This window comes from Pantoea sp. X-Soil-MYKO-1785 (genome assembly GCF_059730675.1).
Genome location: NZ_AP036000.1, coordinates 836,689 through 853,489 on the forward strand (window position 1 = coordinate 836,689; position 16,801 = coordinate 853,489).

Below are 16,801 nucleotides of genomic sequence, written 5' to 3' on the forward strand. Positions count from 1 at the left end.
CGCAGGATTCTGCGCTGAGGCAAGGCGGCAACCGAGCGATACGAAGGAGCATACTGACGTATGTGACGGAGTAGCGCGAGGGCGGCCAACGCAGCATCAGCACAGAAGACACAGGACAGAGCACAAAGAATTTGCCTGGCGGCTGTAGCGCGGTGGTCCCACCTGACCCCATGCCGAACTCAGAAGTGAAACGCCGTAGCGCCGATGGTAGTGTGGGGTCTCCCCATGCGAGAGTAGGGAACTGCCAGGCATCAAATTTGTTCCTTTTCCCCTGACAAGGAAAGCAGCAGGAACAGACGGGTATCAGCCAGTTGCTGATAGCTGTGAAAGAATCGGTGGAGCGGTAGTTCAGTTGGTTAGAATACCTGCCTGTCACGCAGGGGGTCGCGGGTTCGAGCCCCGTCCGTTCCGCCACTCAATGGGTAAGCCCTGACTTAACGGTCAGGGCTTTTTCCATTGCATCGAATTAAGCCAGCGTAGATGACGTCAGCGCAGCGGTAACCCGCCAGCGCGAGCAGAGCGGGATCGGTTAAGGTAACTCTGTCGACGAACGATCCTCGATCTGCCAGGGTTGATCGGCAGTCCACTCACTGAGAAAATCGATAAAGGCACGCACCCGCTGGCTCAGGCCAATGTCACTGTAGTAGACCGCGTTAAAGGGCATCTCAACCGGCAAACGCTGTTCCGCCAGCACCTCTATCAGTTTCCCCTCGGCAATTTCACGATCGATCATATAGTCAGACAGGCAGGCAATACCGTTACCAGTCAGGCTCAGTTGTTTGATTGTTTCACCACTATTAGACGAAATTTCCCAGGTAATGTCATAAAGTTCACCATTATCCTGGGCGACCGGCCAGCGGTTAAGACGTGACGGATCGACAAAGCCGAGACACTGATGCTGTGCCAGATCCGCTACCGTTTTCGGCGTGCCGTACTCTGCCAGATAGGCTGGCGACGCAACCAGCTTGCGGAAACTGTTAAACAACAGCCGTGCGCGCAACGTCGAGTCTGTCAGGTTGCCGGCACGTATCGCTACGTCGACTTTACGCTCAATAAGATTGATAAAACTCTCCGACGAGATCAATGAGAGCGTGATGTCGGGATAACGATCCCGAAACGGTTTGATCATCGGCATCAATAAATGCAGGATCACCGGTGTGGCGGCATCAACCCGTAGCAACCCCTTCGGGGCCTGCAGGGTTTCGATCAACTCGCTTTCAGCTGTCGTCATCTCCTGCAGGAAACGTTGTACGTGGCGGAAATAGCGCTCGCCCTCCTGGGTCAGCGCCAGCTGACGTGTGGTGCGGGTCAGCAGCGCGACGCCCAGCTTGCCCTCCAGTTTTTTAATCGTCCGGCTGACGGCAGAGTTCGCCATCCGCATCTGTTCAGCTGCGCGACTGAAGCTTCCACTTTCTACTACACTGACAAACACTTTAAGCTCGTCGGAAGACGCCTTCATTACTGCTCTCCGTATTGTTACCTGACCCGGAATGCGGCACCCGGCTGGTATATTGTGCCAGGGTGCAATTTTTATCATCATTATAGGGGGAGATCAGCCTTAGCTTGATCAATGCGATGTCTGTTTCCCGACCAGTTTCTTCAAGCCGACAAAGCAGCAGATTTTTCGCTGAAAAGGGGGCTGGATTCCGACATTGATCTGCATCCATTGAAACCCCGGACTAAAATCCCTATAACAGATCTGTGTTATCTGTTTTTTGAACCATCAGTCAGGCGGGAAAGTGCGCAAAAAAACTTATGCAATGCGATATGTTGCGGGACAACCAGCGGAACAGATTTTTCCGCCGGGCGCGATGCTACATCTCGGTCAGGGACTGCCGCCCGGCGTGCCATTGCCCGCTCATCCTAACCTCAAAGTACTGGTATGGAATATCTTTAAGCAGCAACGTGCCGACTGGATGTCTGTGCTGGAAGGTTTCGGTAAAGATGCGCACCTGGTGCTGTTGCAGGAGGCGCAGACCACACCGGAACTGGTTGAGTTCGCCACCAGTAATTATCTGGCCGCCGATCAGGTGCCCGCCTTTGTGCTGCCTCAGCACCCCTCAGGCGTGATGACGCTGGCTTCAGCTCACCCAGTCTATTGTTGTCCGTTGCGCGAGCGTGAGCCGCTTCTCAGGCTGGCAAAATCGGCACTGGTCACTGCCTACCCATTACCGACCGGCGATATGCTGATGGTAGTCAACATCCATGCGGTGAACTTCAGTTTAGGCATAGACGTTTACAGCAAGCAGTTGGGGCCGATTGGCGAGCAGATCATGCACCATCGCGGTCCGGTGATCATGGCAGGAGATTTCAATGCCTGGAGCCGCCAGCGTATTAATGCGCTCTATCGCTTTGCCCACCGGATGAAACTGGAGGAAGTGATGTTTACCGCCGATCATCGTCGTAAAGCGTTTGGCCGCCCGCTGGACTTCGTATTTTATCGCGATCTGGCCGTCAGTGAAGCCTCGGTGCTGGTCACGCGCGCGTCTGACCACAATCCGTTACTGGTGGAGTTTAATCCGAGAGGCTAATCGATGCGGTTGGGTGAGTTGACCCGGCTGGCGGTAAAGGGCAGGGGAGAAGCTGGGTAGATCAAAGAAAAAGGCTGACAATTGTCAGCCTTTTCAACGTATCAGGTATCAGGATTGGCGTTATTATTCACGAACAGCGTTAAATTATCGCCGGGCTGAATATCTTTCGCATTGTCCAGCACACTGTTCCAGCGCATCACGTCTTTAATATTGACGCCGTGATGCCGTGCAATACTGGCAAGAGAATCACCCTTACGAACACGATAGGTGATGCTGTTGCCGTTATCAGCCAGGCGGGTGCCATTCGAACCGATAGTCAGCGTCTGACCCGGTCGGATATCCGCACCGCGCAGGTTGTTATCCTGCTTCAGTGTACTCACGCTAACGCCAAGTTTTGAGGCAATACCTGACAGAGTATCACCCCGTCGCACTTTATAACCGCCACTGGCGCTGGCTTTCGCGAGCTGGGTCGGTTGTACCGCTGCGATGTCACCGGAAGCCAGTGAGTTACGCAACTTAGCGACGTTGGACTTAGGCACCATAATGTAGTGCGGTCCGTTTGGCGCTGTCGCACCGCCTTTGTAGCCGGTGTTGAAGCTCTTCAACTTAGTGAGCGACATACCCGCCATTTCTGCGGCCTGCGTCAGTTTTATCTGCTGACCCACTTCCACACGTGCCAGAGCACGGCTTTCGTTAGGCGTCGGCAGTTTGATACCGTAACGCTTGTTATTTTTGAGCAACTCACTCAGGGCTAACATTTTCGGAACATACACCGTGGTTTCGCGTGGCAGCGATAAGTGCCAGAAGTCAGTCGGCTTACCGCGCGCCTTATTCTGCTTAATCGCTTTTAGCACCCGTCCTTCACCACTGTTGTAGGCGGCAATGGTCAGTAACCAGTCACCGTCGAACATGGTGTTGAGACGCTGCATCATATCCAGCGCAACCTTGGTGGATGCAACGACATCACGTCGCCCATCGTAATATTGGTTCTGTTTCAAACCATAGTTTCGACCCGTTGCCGCAACAATCTGCCAGATACCAGCGGCATTGGCGGATGAGGTTGCGCGGGGGTCAAAAGCGCTCTCCACTATGGGTAGCAGTACCAGTTCCATCGGCATTTTACGTTTCTGTATCTGCTCGACTATCCAGTACATGTACGGCTCTGCCCGTAATGTTACATCGTGGAGATAGCTCTTATTTTTTAAAAATTTACTTTTTTGTTCGCGGATTCGCGGGTTTTCCGGAATCCCCATCTTCAACTCGTCACTAATGAAACTCCAGAGATCTGCGTCTGCTGCGAGGCCAGTTCCATCTTCCTGCCAACGCGGCGACAAAAACTCGTCTCCGTACTTTCCATTTTCACCTTGACCAGCTGAAGACAGACTCTGGGCATGCTGTTCGGGGATATTGGCGTCATTCCTTGATGCCTGACATCCCACCAGCAAGACCGAGGCGAGTAATATCGCTTTAGCCTTCATGTGTGTGTCAATAGTTCGCTTAAAAGACGAGCAACTATACGTGACGCGTTTTCACAACACAACCCGAAAAATCAAAAAGCGTCTTTCTTCTCGCGTAGAACGGCAAATGTTTGCCATACCGGTCCTGTAGCCGTGTTAACCCTTAAAGCTCTTTGTAAATCAGCATCTTGGGTACGAAGAAATAAATTTATTGTCCGTTCGTGCGCCAGTTTTGTTGGCAAACTAATGCCATTTTCGGCACGTAAGTCCTTAATTTTCTGATATTCGGCCGTTATTTGTGGGTCATGAGGCAGAATAGCCGCAGCAAACTTCAAATTGGATAAAGTATATTCATGTGCGCAGCAGACCAGTGTATCGCCTGGTAGCTGATTAAGCTTTTGAAAAGAATCATACATTTGCTCCGCGGTCCCTTCAAAAAGACGTCCGCAGCCGCCTGAAAAAAGCGTATCGCCACAGAAAAGATAAGGTGAGCTGTAATATGAGATATGTCCTAAAGTGTGTCCGGGTGTCGCGATCACTTTGAAAGTCAAACCCATCACCTCGATCCGATCGCCTTCATGTACCAGGGTCTTCGCCCCTTTACTGGCGGTTTCCTGTGGACCGAAAACCTCAAGCTGCGGGAACTGCTCACACAGCGCTTTTACCCCACCGGTGTGATCGTTATGGTGATGGGTTAACAGGATGGCGACCGGTTGCCAGCCGTTGGCGGCCACTTTTTCCAGCACCGGTTGCGCTTCCCCCGGATCGACAATCAGGCATTTCCCTTCATCATTTGTCAGTGTCCAGATGTAGTTATCCTGCAACGCAGGAATACTGGTAAGATTCATCATCACCTCTCGCAGGTCGTAGAAAAAGGAAGATGGTAAAGCATGAAGCCCGCTAAAACACGCCAGATTCTGAATGCGCCGCTCTCATGGCGCGATATGCCATGGGGAGACTATTTTCGTGACGCGCTGACGCAGCAGTTGCAGCCTTACCTTGGAAAGCTTTATGGCTTTCATATGCTTAAGCTTGGCAACCTGAGCGCAGAAATCAACACGGAAAACTGTGCTATTTCACATCAGGTCAATGTCGGCAGTGAAGGCGAGCTGTTACAGGTGCTGGCAAATCCGATGCAGCTGCCGTTTGAATCGAAATCAATTGATGCCTGTCTACTGGCGCATACCCTGGCGTGGAGCCAGGATCCGCATCGGGTATTACGCGAAGTCGATCGGGTCTTGATTGACGATGGCTGGATGATTATCAGTGGCTTTAATCCTTTCAGCCTGCTCGGCGTCAGTAAAATCGTGCCGGGCTTACCGCGTAAGGCGCCGTGGAGCGGCAGGATGTTCAGCCAGATGCGATTACTCGACTGGCTGGGGCTGCTCAATTATGAAGTGGTGTTCCGTACCCGCTTTCAGGTGCTGCCGTGGCATCGGCAGGGCGGGAAAGTGATCAGTGCCCACCTGCCGGCGCTGGGCTGTCTGAATATTGTGGTGGCGCGCAAGCGGACCTTCCCGCTGATTCCGACCCGGGCGAAGAAAAGCCTGAGTACCAGTAAGATTCGTCAGACGGTCAACGCCACGCGCCAGTTCCGGCAGAAAGAGGATCAGGATTCGGTTTTATAACCGATGTCATCGAAGGCGGGATTCTCAGCAGCGCTGCGCGCCAGTTCATCACAGCGCTCATTTTCCGGATGTCCGGCGTGGCCTTTTACCCACTCCCACTGAATCTGGTGGGTGCTGAGCGCGAGATCGAGACGCTGCCAGAGATCGACATTCTTTACCGGTTTTTTATCGGCCGTTTTCCAGCCGCGTTTCTTCCAGTTGTGGATCCAGCTGGTAATTCCCTGACGGACATACTGACTGTCGGTGCTGAGCACCACATCGCACGGCTGTTTCAGCGCTTCAAGCGAGACAATCGCCGCCATCAGCTCCATCCGGTTATTGGTGGTGAGGTGATAGCCGGCGCTGAAGGTTTTCTCATGCTGGCCGTAACGTAAAATGGCACCGTAACCGCCGGGGCCGGGATTTCCAAGACAGGATCCATCGGTGAATATTTCTACCTGTTTGCGCATCTCTGGTAGACTTCCTCTCAAAAACGCCAAGTCTGACATAAAACGGGTCTTATGAGCACTGCAAATAACCGCCAGATCGTACTCGATACTGAAACCACCGGCATGAACATGATCGGGGTACATTATGAGGGTCACCGCATCATTGAGATTGGTGCGGTCGAAGTGATTAACCGTCGCCTGACCGGTAACAATTTTCATATGTATCTGAAGCCCGATCGGCTGGTGGATCCGGAGGCGTTTGGCGTGCACGGCATTGCAGATGAGTTCCTCGCCGACAAGCCTACGTTCAGCGAAATTGCCGATGAGTTTCTCGACTATATTCGCGGCGCTGAGCTGGTCATCCATAACGCGCCGTTTGATATCGGCTTTATGGACTACGAATTCGCCAAACTGCAGCGCGGCATCGAAAAAACGGAAACCTTCTGCAAGATTACCGACAGTCTGGCCCTGGCGCGCCGGATGTTCCCCGGCAAGCGCAACAGCCTTGATGCGCTCTGCTCACGCTATGAGATCGACAACAGCAAACGAACTCTGCACGGCGCACTGCTCGATGCCGAGATCCTCGCTGACGTATTCCTGACCATGACCGGCGGACAGACCTCACTCTCATTTTTATCGGAGAGTGAAAGCGCCCGTCAGGCGCAGGGGGAGAGCATTCAGCGCATTGTGCGTCCGGCATCCGCTTTACGGGTGGTGACCGCCAGCGATGAGGAGATCGTCGCGCATGAATCACGTCTCGATCTGGTGATGAAGAAGGGCGGCAGCTGCCTGTGGCGCGGCTGAAGTCAGTGATTTTGCGGGAAAAATCAGCGTGAAGGTGAAAAAACCAGCAAACGGTTTTTTCCTCCGGAAAAAGCGTTGACGTGGTGGGAGCCTGCCATTAATATTCGCCTCGTTCTCGACGGGGAACAAAGCGCGGAGCGGTAGTTCAGTTGGTTAGAATACCTGCCTGTCACGCAGGGGGTCGCGGGTTCGAGCCCCGTCCGTTCCGCCAATCTCTTTAAAGAAGCCGATTCAGTAATGAATCGGCTTTTTGCTGTCTGCGCGTCACTCACTGCCAGCGTGTTTAATCCTTCTGCACCGCGACGTTACTGCGCCAGCTGTTCACCTCTTCGGTTTCACGATCCTCGCGGGCGATAAAGCGATAACAGCCTGCCGCCAGACCCGCACCGATAAACCAGCTAAAGTTCGCGACCTCATGCAGTGACGGAATAAAGCTGATCACCAGGCAGATCGCGACCGAAGGCAGCAGTGCGCCAATCGCTTTCGGATTAAAGCCGCCGCGATACCAGTAACGGCCCGCCGGGGTGTCATTGAACAGGTCGTTCACATCAATACGGCCACGCTTAATCAGATAAAAATCCGTCAGCAGAATGCCGAACAGCGGGCCGATAAAGGAACCCAGCACGTCAAGGGTATAGTGAATCAGCTCCGGTGACTGGAACAGATTCCACGGCGTTAACAGCACCGAACCCACGGCGGCGATCATTCCGCCTGTCCGGAAGCTGATTTTCTGCGGCGAGCAGTTAGAGAAGTCGAACGCCGGTGAGACAAAGTTAGCCACGATGTTGATGCCGATGGTGGCGATAATCATGGTCAGCAGGCCAATCGCTACCGCGAGGTCATTACCGACCCGGCTCACGGTTTCAATGGGGTCGGTGATCATTTTACCGAACAGCGACTGGGTGCCAGAGACAATCACCACCGTCACAATCGAAAACAGCAGAAAGTTGAACGGCAGGCCCCAACGGTTACCGCGACGGATCTCCGCCATGCTTTTGCCGTAACGTGAGAAATCACCAAAGTTCAGCAGCGGGCCGGAGAAGTAGGAAACCACTAACGCGGTGGCGGTAATCATCTGCCATGTCTGCTCCCCGGCTGACAGCGACTTGCTGGCGAGAGTGAAAGAGATACCATCAAAACCGGTCTTGTATACAATCCAGCCGGCCAGCGCCACCATCACCACATAGACTGCCGGCCCGGCGACATCAATAAAACGCTTGATGGCGCTCATGCCGTGCCAGAACACCATCGCCTGCAGCAGCCACATGGTACCAAAGCAGCACCAGCCCAGCAGCGACAGACCCAGCCAGCTGGTTTCGGTCAGCGACGACAGCGACGGCGCAAACTTCAGCAGCACCAGCATCAGCGCGTTGGCGGCCAGATAGGTCTGAATGCCATACCACGCAAAGGCGATCAGTCCGCGGATCACCGCTGGTATGTTAGCGCCAAACACCCCAAACGCCTGACGGCAGATTACCGCATAAGGCACGCCCGCCATCTGGCTTGGTTTCGCCACCAGGTTGGCGCAGATCTGCACTATACAGATGCCCACCAGCAGACACAGCAGCACCTGCCAGCTGGCTAATCCCAGCGTAAAGAAGCTGGCGGCCACCACGTAGCCGCCCATGCTGTGCACATCCGACATCCAGAATGAAAAAATGTTGTACCACGACCAGTTCTGGTTGCGGGTCGGTGCCAGATCGTCGTTACACAGCCGTGGGCTGTAGCTGGCGTTGGCTTCAGAGGCCTTGCTGGCCACCGTTGAATGATTTGGCATGAAACCTGCTCCTCTACCCGAGAGTGGAATGAATAATTGCGTGAAAGCGTATTGCAGGATTCAGGCCAGATTTGTTTTCTTGTATACAAAAATTAATCTTCACGTATACGATATGCTGCGCACAATCACCTACCGGAGCGGGTAATGAAGAGTGAAACTGGCCAGATCACGGCCGCCGAACGGCATGATAAAGATGAGGCTATCTACCAGGCGTTGATGAACGCGATCGTTGAACATCAGCTGCCTCCCGGCAGTAAATTACCGGAAGAGGCCCTTTCTGCGGTATTTGGCGTCAGTCGCACCGGGATCCGTAAAGTGCTGCAACGCCTCGCGGCAGTGCAAATGGTGACGCTGACGCCCAAACGCGGTGCACAGGTTGCCACCCCGGGCGTTGACGAAGCGCGCGATATCTTTCGTACCCGCAGCTTAATTGAGTGCGCCAACCTGCCCGCGGTGCTGGCGCATCTGCAGCCACCGCATCTGGCGGCGCTGGCGCAGTTGATCGCGCAGGAGAATCAGGCGCACGCCGACCATGATGGTGCGGCCGCGATTCGGCTGTCGGCTGCGTTTCATATTCAGCTGCAGGCGATCTCCGGTAACCAGGTGCTGACCGGGATGGTGACCCGCCTGACGCAGCGCTCCTCGCTGGTGATTGCCGCCTATGGCGCACCCTGGCAGCACGGCTGTCGCTGTGACGATCACACTACGCTGCTCAGCCTGCTGCGCGAGCGTGCGCTGACACCGCTGACGCAGGCGCTGCAGCACCACTTCGAACACATTGTCTCCGGCCTGCACTTTGAACGCAGCGGTGAAACCCTGCCCGATTTCGCCCGGCTGTTTGGCACGGATAAAGGAAGCGCATCATGAGCCTGATTCAGGTCATCAACCCGAATACCAGCCTGGCCATGACCGAAACCATCGGTCAGGCAGCCCGCGCCGTGGCGGCTCCGGGCACCGAAATTCTGGCCGTTTGCCCGACGCACGGCGTGCCGTCGATTGAAGGCCATTTCGACGAAGCGATAGCCGCTATCGGTGTGCTGGAGCAGATCCAGCTGGGTAAAGCGCAGGGCGTCAGCGGCCATGTGATTGCCTGCTTCGGCGATCCGGGTCTGCTGGCGGCGCGGGAACTGGCCAGCGGTCCGGTGGTAGGAATAGCGGAAGCGGCGATGCACACCGCGACGCTGCTGGCGACGCGTTTCTCAATTGTCACCACGCTGCCGCGCACGCTGGTGATTGCGCGCCATCTGCTGCAGCAGTATGGCTTCAGTCATCACTGCGCGGCGCTACACGCCATCGATCTGCCGGTACTGGCACTGGAAGATGGCAGCGGACTGGCGCAGGAGAAAGTCCGCCAGCGCTGCATCCAGGCGAAACGTGAAGATGGCAGCGGAGCGATTGTGCTGGGCTGCGGCGGGATGGCGACACTGGCCGCTTCCCTGACGCAGGAACTCGGCCTGCCGGTGATTGATGGCGTCGGCGCAGCGGTAAAAATGGTCGAGTCGCTGGTGGCGCTTGGCTTTGGCACCAGCAAACATGGCGATCTGGCCTGGCCTTTGCAGAAACCTCTCTCAGGTGCGTTTCAGCATCTAAACTAACGGAACTCTCCCGATTGATGACAGGAAGCGAGTAATGACTGACGCTGCAGAGAAGAAAGAGTACAGCTTTAACAAAAACTATCCGCGCGATTTAATCGGTTATGGCGCCAATCCGCCGCACGCCGCCTGGCCCAACAACGCCCGCGTGGCGGTGCAGTTTGTCCTTAATTACGAAGAAGGAGCGGAAAATAGCGTGCTGCACGGCGACGCCGGCTCGGAGCAATTTCTCTCCGACATCATTGGCGCGGCCAGTTATCCCGATCGCCATATGTCGATGGAGTCGCTGTATGAGTACGGCTCACGCGCTGGCTTCTGGCGCATCCATAATGAATTCCAGAAACGCGGTCTGCCGCTCACCGTGTTTGGTGTAGCGATGGCGCTGGCTCGTCATCCGGAGATTGTTGAGGCGATTAAACAGGCGGACTACGACGTAGTGAGCCACGGCTGGCGCTGGATCCACTATCAGGGGATGGACGCCAAAACCGAACGCCAGCATATGCAGCAGGCGGTGGATGTGCTGCTCGACCTGTTTGGTAAAGCGCCGACCGGCTGGTACACCGGCCGTGACAGCCCGAACACCCGCCGTCTGGTGGTGGAGCAGGGCGGTTTCAGCTACGACAGCGATTATTATGGCGACGATCTGCCGTTCTGGACCCAGGTCACCTGTCAGGATGGCACGGTCAGACCGCACCTGATTATCCCTTACACCCTGGAGTGCAACGACATGCGTTTTGCCTCGCCACAGGGCTTCAATACCGCCGAACAGTTCTTCACCTATCTGCGCGATACCTTTGATGTGCTGTATGAAGAGGGCGAAACGGCGCCGAAGATGATGTCGGTCGGCATGCATTGCCGCCTGCTGGGGCGTCCCGGAAAATTCCGTGCGTTGCAGAACTTCCTCGATCATATCCAGCAGCATGATGACGTCTGGATTTGCAGCCGTCAGCAGATTGCCGAACACTGGATCAAAACGCATCCGGCTCCGGACGCACCCTGAGGTCAGCGCAAGGCGTTTCATTCAGCCACCGGGCCGGACGAAACGCCTGCTGTTCAGGCGCTTAACTCATCAGGCTCACCTGGGCCGCAACAATGCACCAGCCATGCGGCAACCGCACCCAGGTTTGCTGCTGCCGGCCGATTTTATCGCTGCCGGCGCGGGTGAATTCGGTGCTGCACACCGCAAGGTCTTCGCCAAAAGTGGTGATCACGGTGTTGCGTAGCGTTCGCTCCAGCCCGGCAGAAGGGCGGGCAGCACGGAACGCGCGTATCTCATCAATGCCGTATAAGTTCTCACCGGCCCCCAGCCGCACGGTGCGGGCATCATGCCAGAACAGCGCATCCAGCTCGGCAATATCATTGCCGACCAGCGCCTGCTCGTAGCGGTAAAACTGTGCCGTCACTTCACTGACTATCTGCGGTAAATTGATCTGTTGAATGTCCATCAGGCTCCTGCCATGTTGATTTGTGCCAGTGTGATACCTTGTTGTTCCAGTGCCCAGGCGGCACGCAACACGGCCGCTTCATTAAAGGGACGGGCGATTAACTGCAGGCCAATCGGCAAACCGCTGCGGGTCGCCAGCGGCACGGTGCAGACCGGCAATCCGAGGAAAGAGATCGGCTGCGTCAGCATACCCATGCTGGCTTTGGCGGGCAGTTCTTCCCCATTAATCGTGATAGTTTGCTGGCCAATGGTAATCGCGCTGCACGGCGTCGCCGGTGCAATCAGCAGGTCAAACTGGCTGAACAGCGGCAGCACCTGCTGCTGGAAATGGCGACGGAAACGCTGCGCCTGCAGATACCAGGCGGCGGGCATCATCGCACCCGCCAGTAAACGCTCGCGGGAGTTGGGTTCAAACTGCTCCGGCACCTGACGTAACGCAGGCAGATAATGGTTACCGCCTTCCGCCGCCGTCATGATAAAGGCAGCAGAGCGCGCCAGCTGGGCTTCCGGCATCACCACCTGCTGCTGCGCGTCGAGCGCGGCGGCGACAACCGCCACCGCAGCCCGTGCCTCTTCGTCACACCAGTCATTAAAAAAACCGCCCAGCACGCCGCAGCGTAACCCTTCCACACCGCGGGACAAGGTCGGCAGCGTCGCAGCCGCGGGACGGCTGGCCTGAAACGCATCGCTGCTGTCTGCGCCCTGTAGCTGGTCATAGACCAGCGCCAGATCGTCGACCCGGCGGGCGAAAGGGCCAATGTGGTCGAGGCTGGCGACAAACGGATGGCTGCCGCTACGCGACAGGCGGCCAAAGGTCGGCTTCAGGCCAAACGTACCGCACAGCGAGGCGGGAACCCGAATCGAGCCGTTGGTGTCCGTGCCAAGTGAAAAATGAACCAGACCGGCCGCCACCGCCGCGGCTGAGCCGCCCGAGGAGCCACCGGCCACGCGGCTCAGGTCGCGCGGATTATGGGTCGCGCCGTAGTGGCTGTTTTCGGTAGTAAAGCCGTAGGCGTAGGCATCCATATTCAACATGCCCGACAGCGTTGCGCCCGCCTGTCGTAGCCGATCGATGGCAAATGCATCCGCACGCGCGGCGGGCCGCTGGCTGAACAGGCTGGCTCCGGCCAGCGTGCTGTAGCCGGCAACGTCAAACAGATTTTTTACCGCGTAAGGAATGCCCGCCAGCGGCGGCAGATCTTCACCGCGCTGCCGCTTGGTATCGATACTCTCTGCCTCTTTCAGCATCCGCTGCCCGGTGACTTCCGTCCATGCATTGAGCTGCGGATTGTGCTGCTCAATCGCCTGCAGGGTGGTTTCAGCCACCTCTCTGGCGCTGATCTCGCCATTGTGGATCGCCAGACGCAGCGTCTGAATCGAAACGTCGCTCAGTTTCATGCCTGATACACTCCTGCAACTTCCAGTCGATCGTCCAGCGGAAAGGCCATCAGCGGCGCGGCCATCTGCGCGATACGCGTCAGCTGGATTAACAGCTCTGCGCGTCGGGCTTCGTCCAGCTCCAGTTGTAGCATCTGCTCCATGTGAGCAACATAGGGGGTCCAGTCAGCTTGATTCATGGTTGGCTCCTGTTAAAAACCGGCGGCGCTGCCGTTGCTGCGCGGATCGCTGGCACCTTCAAACATGCCATTGCTGTGGCGCACGATCGCGCCCGCATGGCCGACAAATTCACTGAAGGCCGGCAGCAGCTCGACCTGATGTCCCCACTGCCGCAGCTGCTCCACCGTTTCCGGTGCGAGACGGCTCTCCAGTTTGAGCGAGTCAGAAGACTGACCCCAGGTGCGGCCCAGCAGCCAGCGCGGTGCGCTGACCGCCTGTTGCAGCGGCAGGCCCTGAATCACATGACGGGTAAAAATCGCCGCCTGGGTTTGCGGCTGGCCATCGCCGCCCATCGATCCATAGACCAGGGTACGGCCATCTTTCAGGCGCGCGGCTGCGGGATTAAGGGTATGAAACGGCTGCTTGCCGGGGGCCAGCGCCAGCAGGTGATCGGGATCGAGACTGAATGCCGCACCGCGGTTCTGCCAGGTAATGCCGGTGCCCGGCAGCACCACGCCGCTGCCAAATTCGTGATAAATACTCTGGATAAACGACACGGCCAGGCCGCTGCTGTCCATCACGCCCATCCAGACAGTATCGCCCGGACCCCGCCCGTTTCCCCAGGGGGCCGCCTGGCGATCGTCGATCTGACTGGCGAGCGTGGCGAGATGATCGCTGTCGAGCAGCGCCTGTAAATCTTCGGTAACGTGGCGCGGATCGGTGATGTGTTTGTCGCGCAGCGCGAAGGCTTTTTTGGTGGCTTCCACGATACGGTGTACGGTCTGCGCTTCACTGGCGTCAACCATATCCAGCGCGTCGGTGATGCCAAGGATCGCCAGCGACACCATGCCCTGAGTCGGCGGCGTCATATTCCAGATATCGCCCTCGCTGTGTGACAGATGCAGCGGGGTACAGCGGCGGGCGCGCTGCTGTTGCAGATCCTCCAGGGTGATCGGCATGCCCAGCGCTGACATCTCGCTGGCCAGATGGCGCGCCAGCGGGCCGCGATAAAAGCTGTCAAGCCCCTGCTCCGTCAGCTGACACAGCGTTTGCGCCAGCGCCGGCTGGGTAAAGCGGCTGCCCGGCTGCGGCACATCGCCATCAGGCATAAAGGTGGCGGCAAAGCCGGGCTGATGCTGTAACTCGTTGCGGAAGGTCGCCGTGGCGGCCGCCTGTGAAGCGGTCACCGGAATGCCATCGGCCGCATAGCGAATGGCATCGCGCAGCAGACGTGCCAGCGGCAGCGGGGCAGTTCCCAGTTCCGCGCCCAGCTGCAACGCCTCCTGCCAGCCGCTGACCGTACCGGCGACGGTTAACGCCGCTTTCGGGCCGCGGTGCGGGATCTGTTGATGATCGCCGTAGAAATCGAAGTGGGCCAGCGATCCCGCTGCACCGCTGGCATCAATCGCGACAGGATCGCCGCCTGGCGGCATAATCAGCCAGAAGCCATCGCCACCGAGGCCATTCATGTGTGGATAGACCACGGCGATAGTTGATGCCGCCGCCACCATCGCTTCAATGGCGTTGCCGCCGTCACGCAGCACCGCCAGCGCACTTTCGCTGGCCAGATGGTGCGGCGTCACCGCCATCCCCTGTGGGGCCATATTGCTTTGAATCATGCTTTTCTCATTCTGTTATCGGGTGACAGAACGGTATACAAAGCAAGAGCTGTTCCAGTTTTCATTCCGGCCGCGGTTGCAACCGCGTTAACCTGGCGCAAATTATGCTAGCTTCAGCTGAAACAAAAGTTACAGGACCTGTTATGCAACAGCTTGATGAACGACTCAGAAGCCACTATTCCCAGCTCTCACCGCAGGAGCAACGGATTGCCGACTTTGTTTTTGACCATTTTGACGACCTGATCAGCTACAACAGCGCCGAGCTGGCGCGGCTCAGCGGCGTTTCGAAAGCCACCGTCAGCCGGTTGTTCAAACGTCTGGGCTATGAGAAGTACAAAGAGATGCGTGATGAGCTGCGCACCCTGCGTCAGAGCGGCATGCCGCTAACCGATAACCGCGATGCGGTGCAGGGCAACACCTTACTGTCACGGCACTACAAGCAGGAGATGGCTAACCTGACGCAGTGGGTTAATAGTCTGGATGCGCAGCATTTCGGTGAGGTAATCCAGCAGCTGGCGCAGGCGAAACGTGTTTTTATTATCGGCATGCGTAATGCCTATCCGGTGGCACTGCACCTGCGTCAGCAGCTGATGCAGGCGCGGCCACAGGTGCATATTCTGCCGCAGCCAGGCCAGACGCTGGCCGAAGAGCTGGTGGATATCACGCCGGACGACATGGTCGTGGTAATGGCGTTCCGCCGCCGTACCCGGATGATTCGTCCGCTGATGCAACAGCTACAAACCGCCGGCATCCCGCTGCTGGCGCTGTGTGAGCCGCAGGCGCAAACAGTGATTGCGCTGGCACGCTGGCAGCTCTGCGCGCCGCTCGACAGCGTCTCGGCTTTCGACAGCTACGCCTCGGCAATGAGCCTGATCAACCTGATCGCCAACGCGCTGCTGCATGAAATGCTGGCGCAGGGCCGTCAGCGTATTCATCAGATCGCCGATCTTTACCAGCAGTTTGACGAACTGGAGCACCGTTAACAGGCACCGTTTTGGTGCCTTGCCCCATTTTAGTACAGCCTGTTCCGCCAGCCTTTCGCGGCTTATCAGGCCGCTCTTTTCCCAATCTCATTGCCAGTTAACCCTTTTTTTGCCGCTGCGCTGGTTGGCACATTAGTTGCAGAATGCATGCTAAAGAATCTTTTGTTTCACACAATCTCACCGGGGTGCATAATGAAAAAAGTTTTGATGGCGGTTGCGGCAGCGGCATTACTGATGGCACAGGCGGGCAGCGCGCTGGCCGATCAGCTGCAGGATATCCAGCAGCGTGGCGTGATCCGGGTGGCGGTGCCGCAGGATTTCCCGCCGTTTGGTTCAGTCGGCACCGATCTGCAACCCCAGGGTTACGACATCGACATGGCGAAGTACCTGGCGAAGCAGATGAAACTTAAGTTACAGCTGGTGCCGGTCAGCAGCGCCAACCGGGTGCCTTATCTGCAAACCGACAAAGTCGATCTGGTGATCTCCAGCATGGGCAAAAACGCGGAGCGTGAAAAAGTGATCGATTTTACCCGCGCCTATGCGCCGTTCTTCCTCGGCGTCTTTGGGCCGAAAGGCGAAGAGATCAAATCGGCGGCGGCACTGAGCGGCAAGTCGATTGGCGTAACCCGTGGCGCAGTGGAGGACATGGTGCTGAGTGAGGTCGCACCGAAGGACGCCCAGGTGAAACGTTACGAAGATAACAACACCACGCTGTCAGCCTACCTCTCCGGTCAGGTGGAATATGTCGCGACCGGCAACCTGGTGGTGGCGGCTATCGCCCGTCAGAATCCGGCTAAAGCACCGGTTGCCCAGTTTATGCTGAAAGATTCACCCTGCTTCATTGGCCTGAAGAAAGACCAGCCGGCACTGAAACAGAAGATCAATGCGCTGATTGAGCAGGGCATCAAAGATGGCACCCTAAACAGCCTGTCAGAACAGTGGCTGAAAGCCCCGCTGCCCGCCAGCCTCGGCGCCTGAGGA

The 16,801-nt window shown here is 56.9% G+C and carries 18 protein-coding genes, 2 tRNA genes, 1 rRNA gene and 1 pseudogene; 11 read left to right on the top strand and 11 right to left on the bottom strand.

Annotated features, from left to right (window positions below):
* The first annotated feature begins 134 nt into the window (after positions 1 to 134).
* Both rrf and AC6I8D_RS03705 read left to right on the top strand, forming a co-directional pair.
* Positions 135 to 250, top strand: a 5S ribosomal RNA gene (gene rrf / locus AC6I8D_RS03700).
* An 87-nt stretch (positions 251 to 337) separates the two neighbouring features.
* Positions 338 to 414 (top strand) — tRNA-Asp (locus AC6I8D_RS03705).
* A 115-nt stretch (positions 415 to 529) separates the two neighbouring features.
* Here the strand turns inward: AC6I8D_RS03705 and yafC are convergent.
* Entirely contained in the window at positions 530 to 1,459 is a 930-nt protein-coding gene (gene yafC / locus AC6I8D_RS03710) for a DNA-binding transcriptional regulator YafC (protein WP_497819666.1), read from the bottom strand.
* Positions 1,434 to 1,667, bottom strand: coding sequence for a hypothetical protein (locus AC6I8D_RS03715; protein ID WP_497819667.1), 234 nt, complete (start codon positions 1,665 to 1,667; stop codon positions 1,434 to 1,436). The genes yafC and AC6I8D_RS03715 overlap by 26 nt, the downstream gene beginning before the upstream one ends.
* A gap of 72 nt (positions 1,668 to 1,739) precedes the next feature.
* Between AC6I8D_RS03715 and AC6I8D_RS03720 the strand changes: the two genes are divergently transcribed.
* Positions 1,740 to 2,531, top strand: coding sequence for an endonuclease/exonuclease/phosphatase family protein (locus AC6I8D_RS03720; protein ID WP_312057639.1), 792 nt, complete (start codon positions 1,740 to 1,742; stop codon positions 2,529 to 2,531).
* A 101-nt stretch (positions 2,532 to 2,632) separates the two neighbouring features.
* Here AC6I8D_RS03720 and mltD read toward each other — a convergent pair whose 3' ends face one another.
* Both mltD and gloB read right to left on the bottom strand, forming a co-directional pair.
* A complete protein-coding gene (mltD, locus tag AC6I8D_RS03725) occupies positions 2,633 to 4,009 on the bottom strand; it encodes a murein transglycosylase D (RefSeq protein ID WP_089562377.1) in 1,377 nt (458 codons plus the stop codon).
* Between the two features lie 71 nt (positions 4,010 to 4,080).
* A complete protein-coding gene (gloB, locus tag AC6I8D_RS03730) occupies positions 4,081 to 4,836 on the bottom strand; it encodes a hydroxyacylglutathione hydrolase (protein ID WP_497820650.1) in 756 nt (251 codons plus the stop codon).
* 42 nt (positions 4,837 to 4,878) lie between these two features.
* On the opposite strand from gloB, the gene AC6I8D_RS03735 reads away from it, so the two are divergent.
* Complete coding sequence (locus AC6I8D_RS03735) at positions 4,879 to 5,616, top strand: class I SAM-dependent methyltransferase (RefSeq protein ID WP_031377454.1); 738 nt, start codon at positions 4,879 to 4,881, stop codon at positions 5,614 to 5,616.
* On the opposite strand, the gene rnhA is transcribed toward AC6I8D_RS03735, so the two are convergent.
* Positions 5,598 to 6,065: a ribonuclease HI gene (rnhA, locus tag AC6I8D_RS03740; RefSeq protein WP_031377455.1), complete on the bottom strand. Its 468-nt coding sequence runs from the start codon at positions 6,063 to 6,065 to the stop codon at positions 5,598 to 5,600. The genes AC6I8D_RS03735 and rnhA overlap by 19 nt on opposite strands.
* A gap of 49 nt (positions 6,066 to 6,114) precedes the next feature.
* Positions 6,115 to 6,177, bottom strand: a pseudogene (locus AC6I8D_RS03745) (hypothetical protein); the annotation flags it as partial.
* Here AC6I8D_RS03745 and dnaQ point away from each other — a divergent pair.
* The gene (gene dnaQ / locus AC6I8D_RS03750; RefSeq protein WP_353848065.1) at positions 6,168 to 6,848 is read left to right on the top strand and encodes a DNA polymerase III subunit epsilon; all 681 of its coding nucleotides are present in this window, start codon (positions 6,168 to 6,170) and stop codon (positions 6,846 to 6,848) included. The pseudogene AC6I8D_RS03745 and the gene dnaQ overlap by 10 nt on opposite strands.
* Positions 6,849 to 6,982: 134 nt before the next feature.
* Positions 6,983 to 7,059, top strand: a tRNA-Asp gene (locus AC6I8D_RS03755).
* 72 nt (positions 7,060 to 7,131) lie between these two features.
* Here the strand turns inward: AC6I8D_RS03755 and AC6I8D_RS03760 are convergent.
* On the bottom strand, positions 7,132 to 8,625 hold the full coding sequence (locus AC6I8D_RS03760) for an NCS1 family nucleobase:cation symporter-1 (protein WP_312057114.1): 1,494 nt from the start codon (positions 8,623 to 8,625) through the stop codon (positions 7,132 to 7,134).
* A gap of 144 nt (positions 8,626 to 8,769) precedes the next feature.
* On the opposite strand from AC6I8D_RS03760, the gene AC6I8D_RS03765 reads away from it, so the two are divergent.
* Genes AC6I8D_RS03765 through puuE form a run of 3 tightly spaced genes read left to right on the top strand, consistent with a single transcriptional unit; the run spans position 8,770 to position 11,217 of the window.
* The gene (locus AC6I8D_RS03765; protein ID WP_312057112.1) at positions 8,770 to 9,492 is read left to right on the top strand and encodes a GntR family transcriptional regulator; all 723 of its coding nucleotides are present in this window, start codon (positions 8,770 to 8,772) and stop codon (positions 9,490 to 9,492) included.
* Complete coding sequence (hpxA, locus tag AC6I8D_RS03770; protein ID WP_312057110.1) at positions 9,489 to 10,220, top strand: allantoin racemase; 732 nt, start codon at positions 9,489 to 9,491, stop codon at positions 10,218 to 10,220. The genes AC6I8D_RS03765 and hpxA overlap by 4 nt, the downstream gene beginning before the upstream one ends.
* A 34-nt stretch (positions 10,221 to 10,254) precedes the next feature.
* Positions 10,255 to 11,217, top strand: coding sequence for an allantoinase PuuE (gene puuE, locus AC6I8D_RS03775; RefSeq protein WP_312057108.1), 963 nt, complete (start codon positions 10,255 to 10,257; stop codon positions 11,215 to 11,217).
* Between the two features lie 61 nt (positions 11,218 to 11,278).
* On the opposite strand, the gene hpxZ is transcribed toward puuE, so the two are convergent.
* From hpxZ to AC6I8D_RS03795, 4 genes are read right to left on the bottom strand one after another with little or no spacing between them, the layout of a single operon-like run.
* Positions 11,279 to 11,662: an oxalurate catabolism protein HpxZ gene (gene hpxZ / locus AC6I8D_RS03780; protein WP_312057106.1), complete on the bottom strand. Its 384-nt coding sequence runs from the start codon at positions 11,660 to 11,662 to the stop codon at positions 11,279 to 11,281.
* On the bottom strand, positions 11,662 to 13,059 hold the full coding sequence (locus AC6I8D_RS03785; protein ID WP_497819668.1) for an AtzE family amidohydrolase: 1,398 nt from the start codon (positions 13,057 to 13,059) through the stop codon (positions 11,662 to 11,664). The genes hpxZ and AC6I8D_RS03785 overlap by 1 nt, the downstream gene beginning before the upstream one ends.
* Positions 13,056 to 13,238, bottom strand: a complete 183-nt coding sequence (hpxX, locus tag AC6I8D_RS03790) for an oxalurate catabolism protein HpxX (RefSeq protein ID WP_312057103.1) — start codon at positions 13,236 to 13,238, stop codon at positions 13,056 to 13,058. The genes AC6I8D_RS03785 and hpxX overlap by 4 nt, the downstream gene beginning before the upstream one ends.
* A 12-nt stretch (positions 13,239 to 13,250) precedes the next feature.
* Entirely contained in the window at positions 13,251 to 14,837 is a 1,587-nt protein-coding gene (locus AC6I8D_RS03795; RefSeq protein ID WP_497819669.1) for a gamma-glutamyltransferase family protein, read from the bottom strand.
* Positions 14,838 to 14,980: 143 nt separating this feature from the next.
* On the opposite strand from AC6I8D_RS03795, the gene hpxU reads away from it, so the two are divergent.
* Positions 14,981 to 15,820 carry a MurR/RpiR family transcriptional regulator HpxU gene (gene hpxU / locus AC6I8D_RS03800; RefSeq protein ID WP_031374964.1) on the top strand — a complete coding sequence of 280 codons (840 nt, stop codon included), beginning with the start codon at positions 14,981 to 14,983 and terminating at the stop codon, positions 15,818 to 15,820.
* A gap of 192 nt (positions 15,821 to 16,012) precedes the next feature.
* On the top strand, positions 16,013 to 16,798 hold the full coding sequence (locus AC6I8D_RS03805; RefSeq protein ID WP_497819670.1) for a transporter substrate-binding domain-containing protein: 786 nt from the start codon (positions 16,013 to 16,015) through the stop codon (positions 16,796 to 16,798).
* Positions 16,799 to 16,801 lie beyond the last annotated feature (3 nt).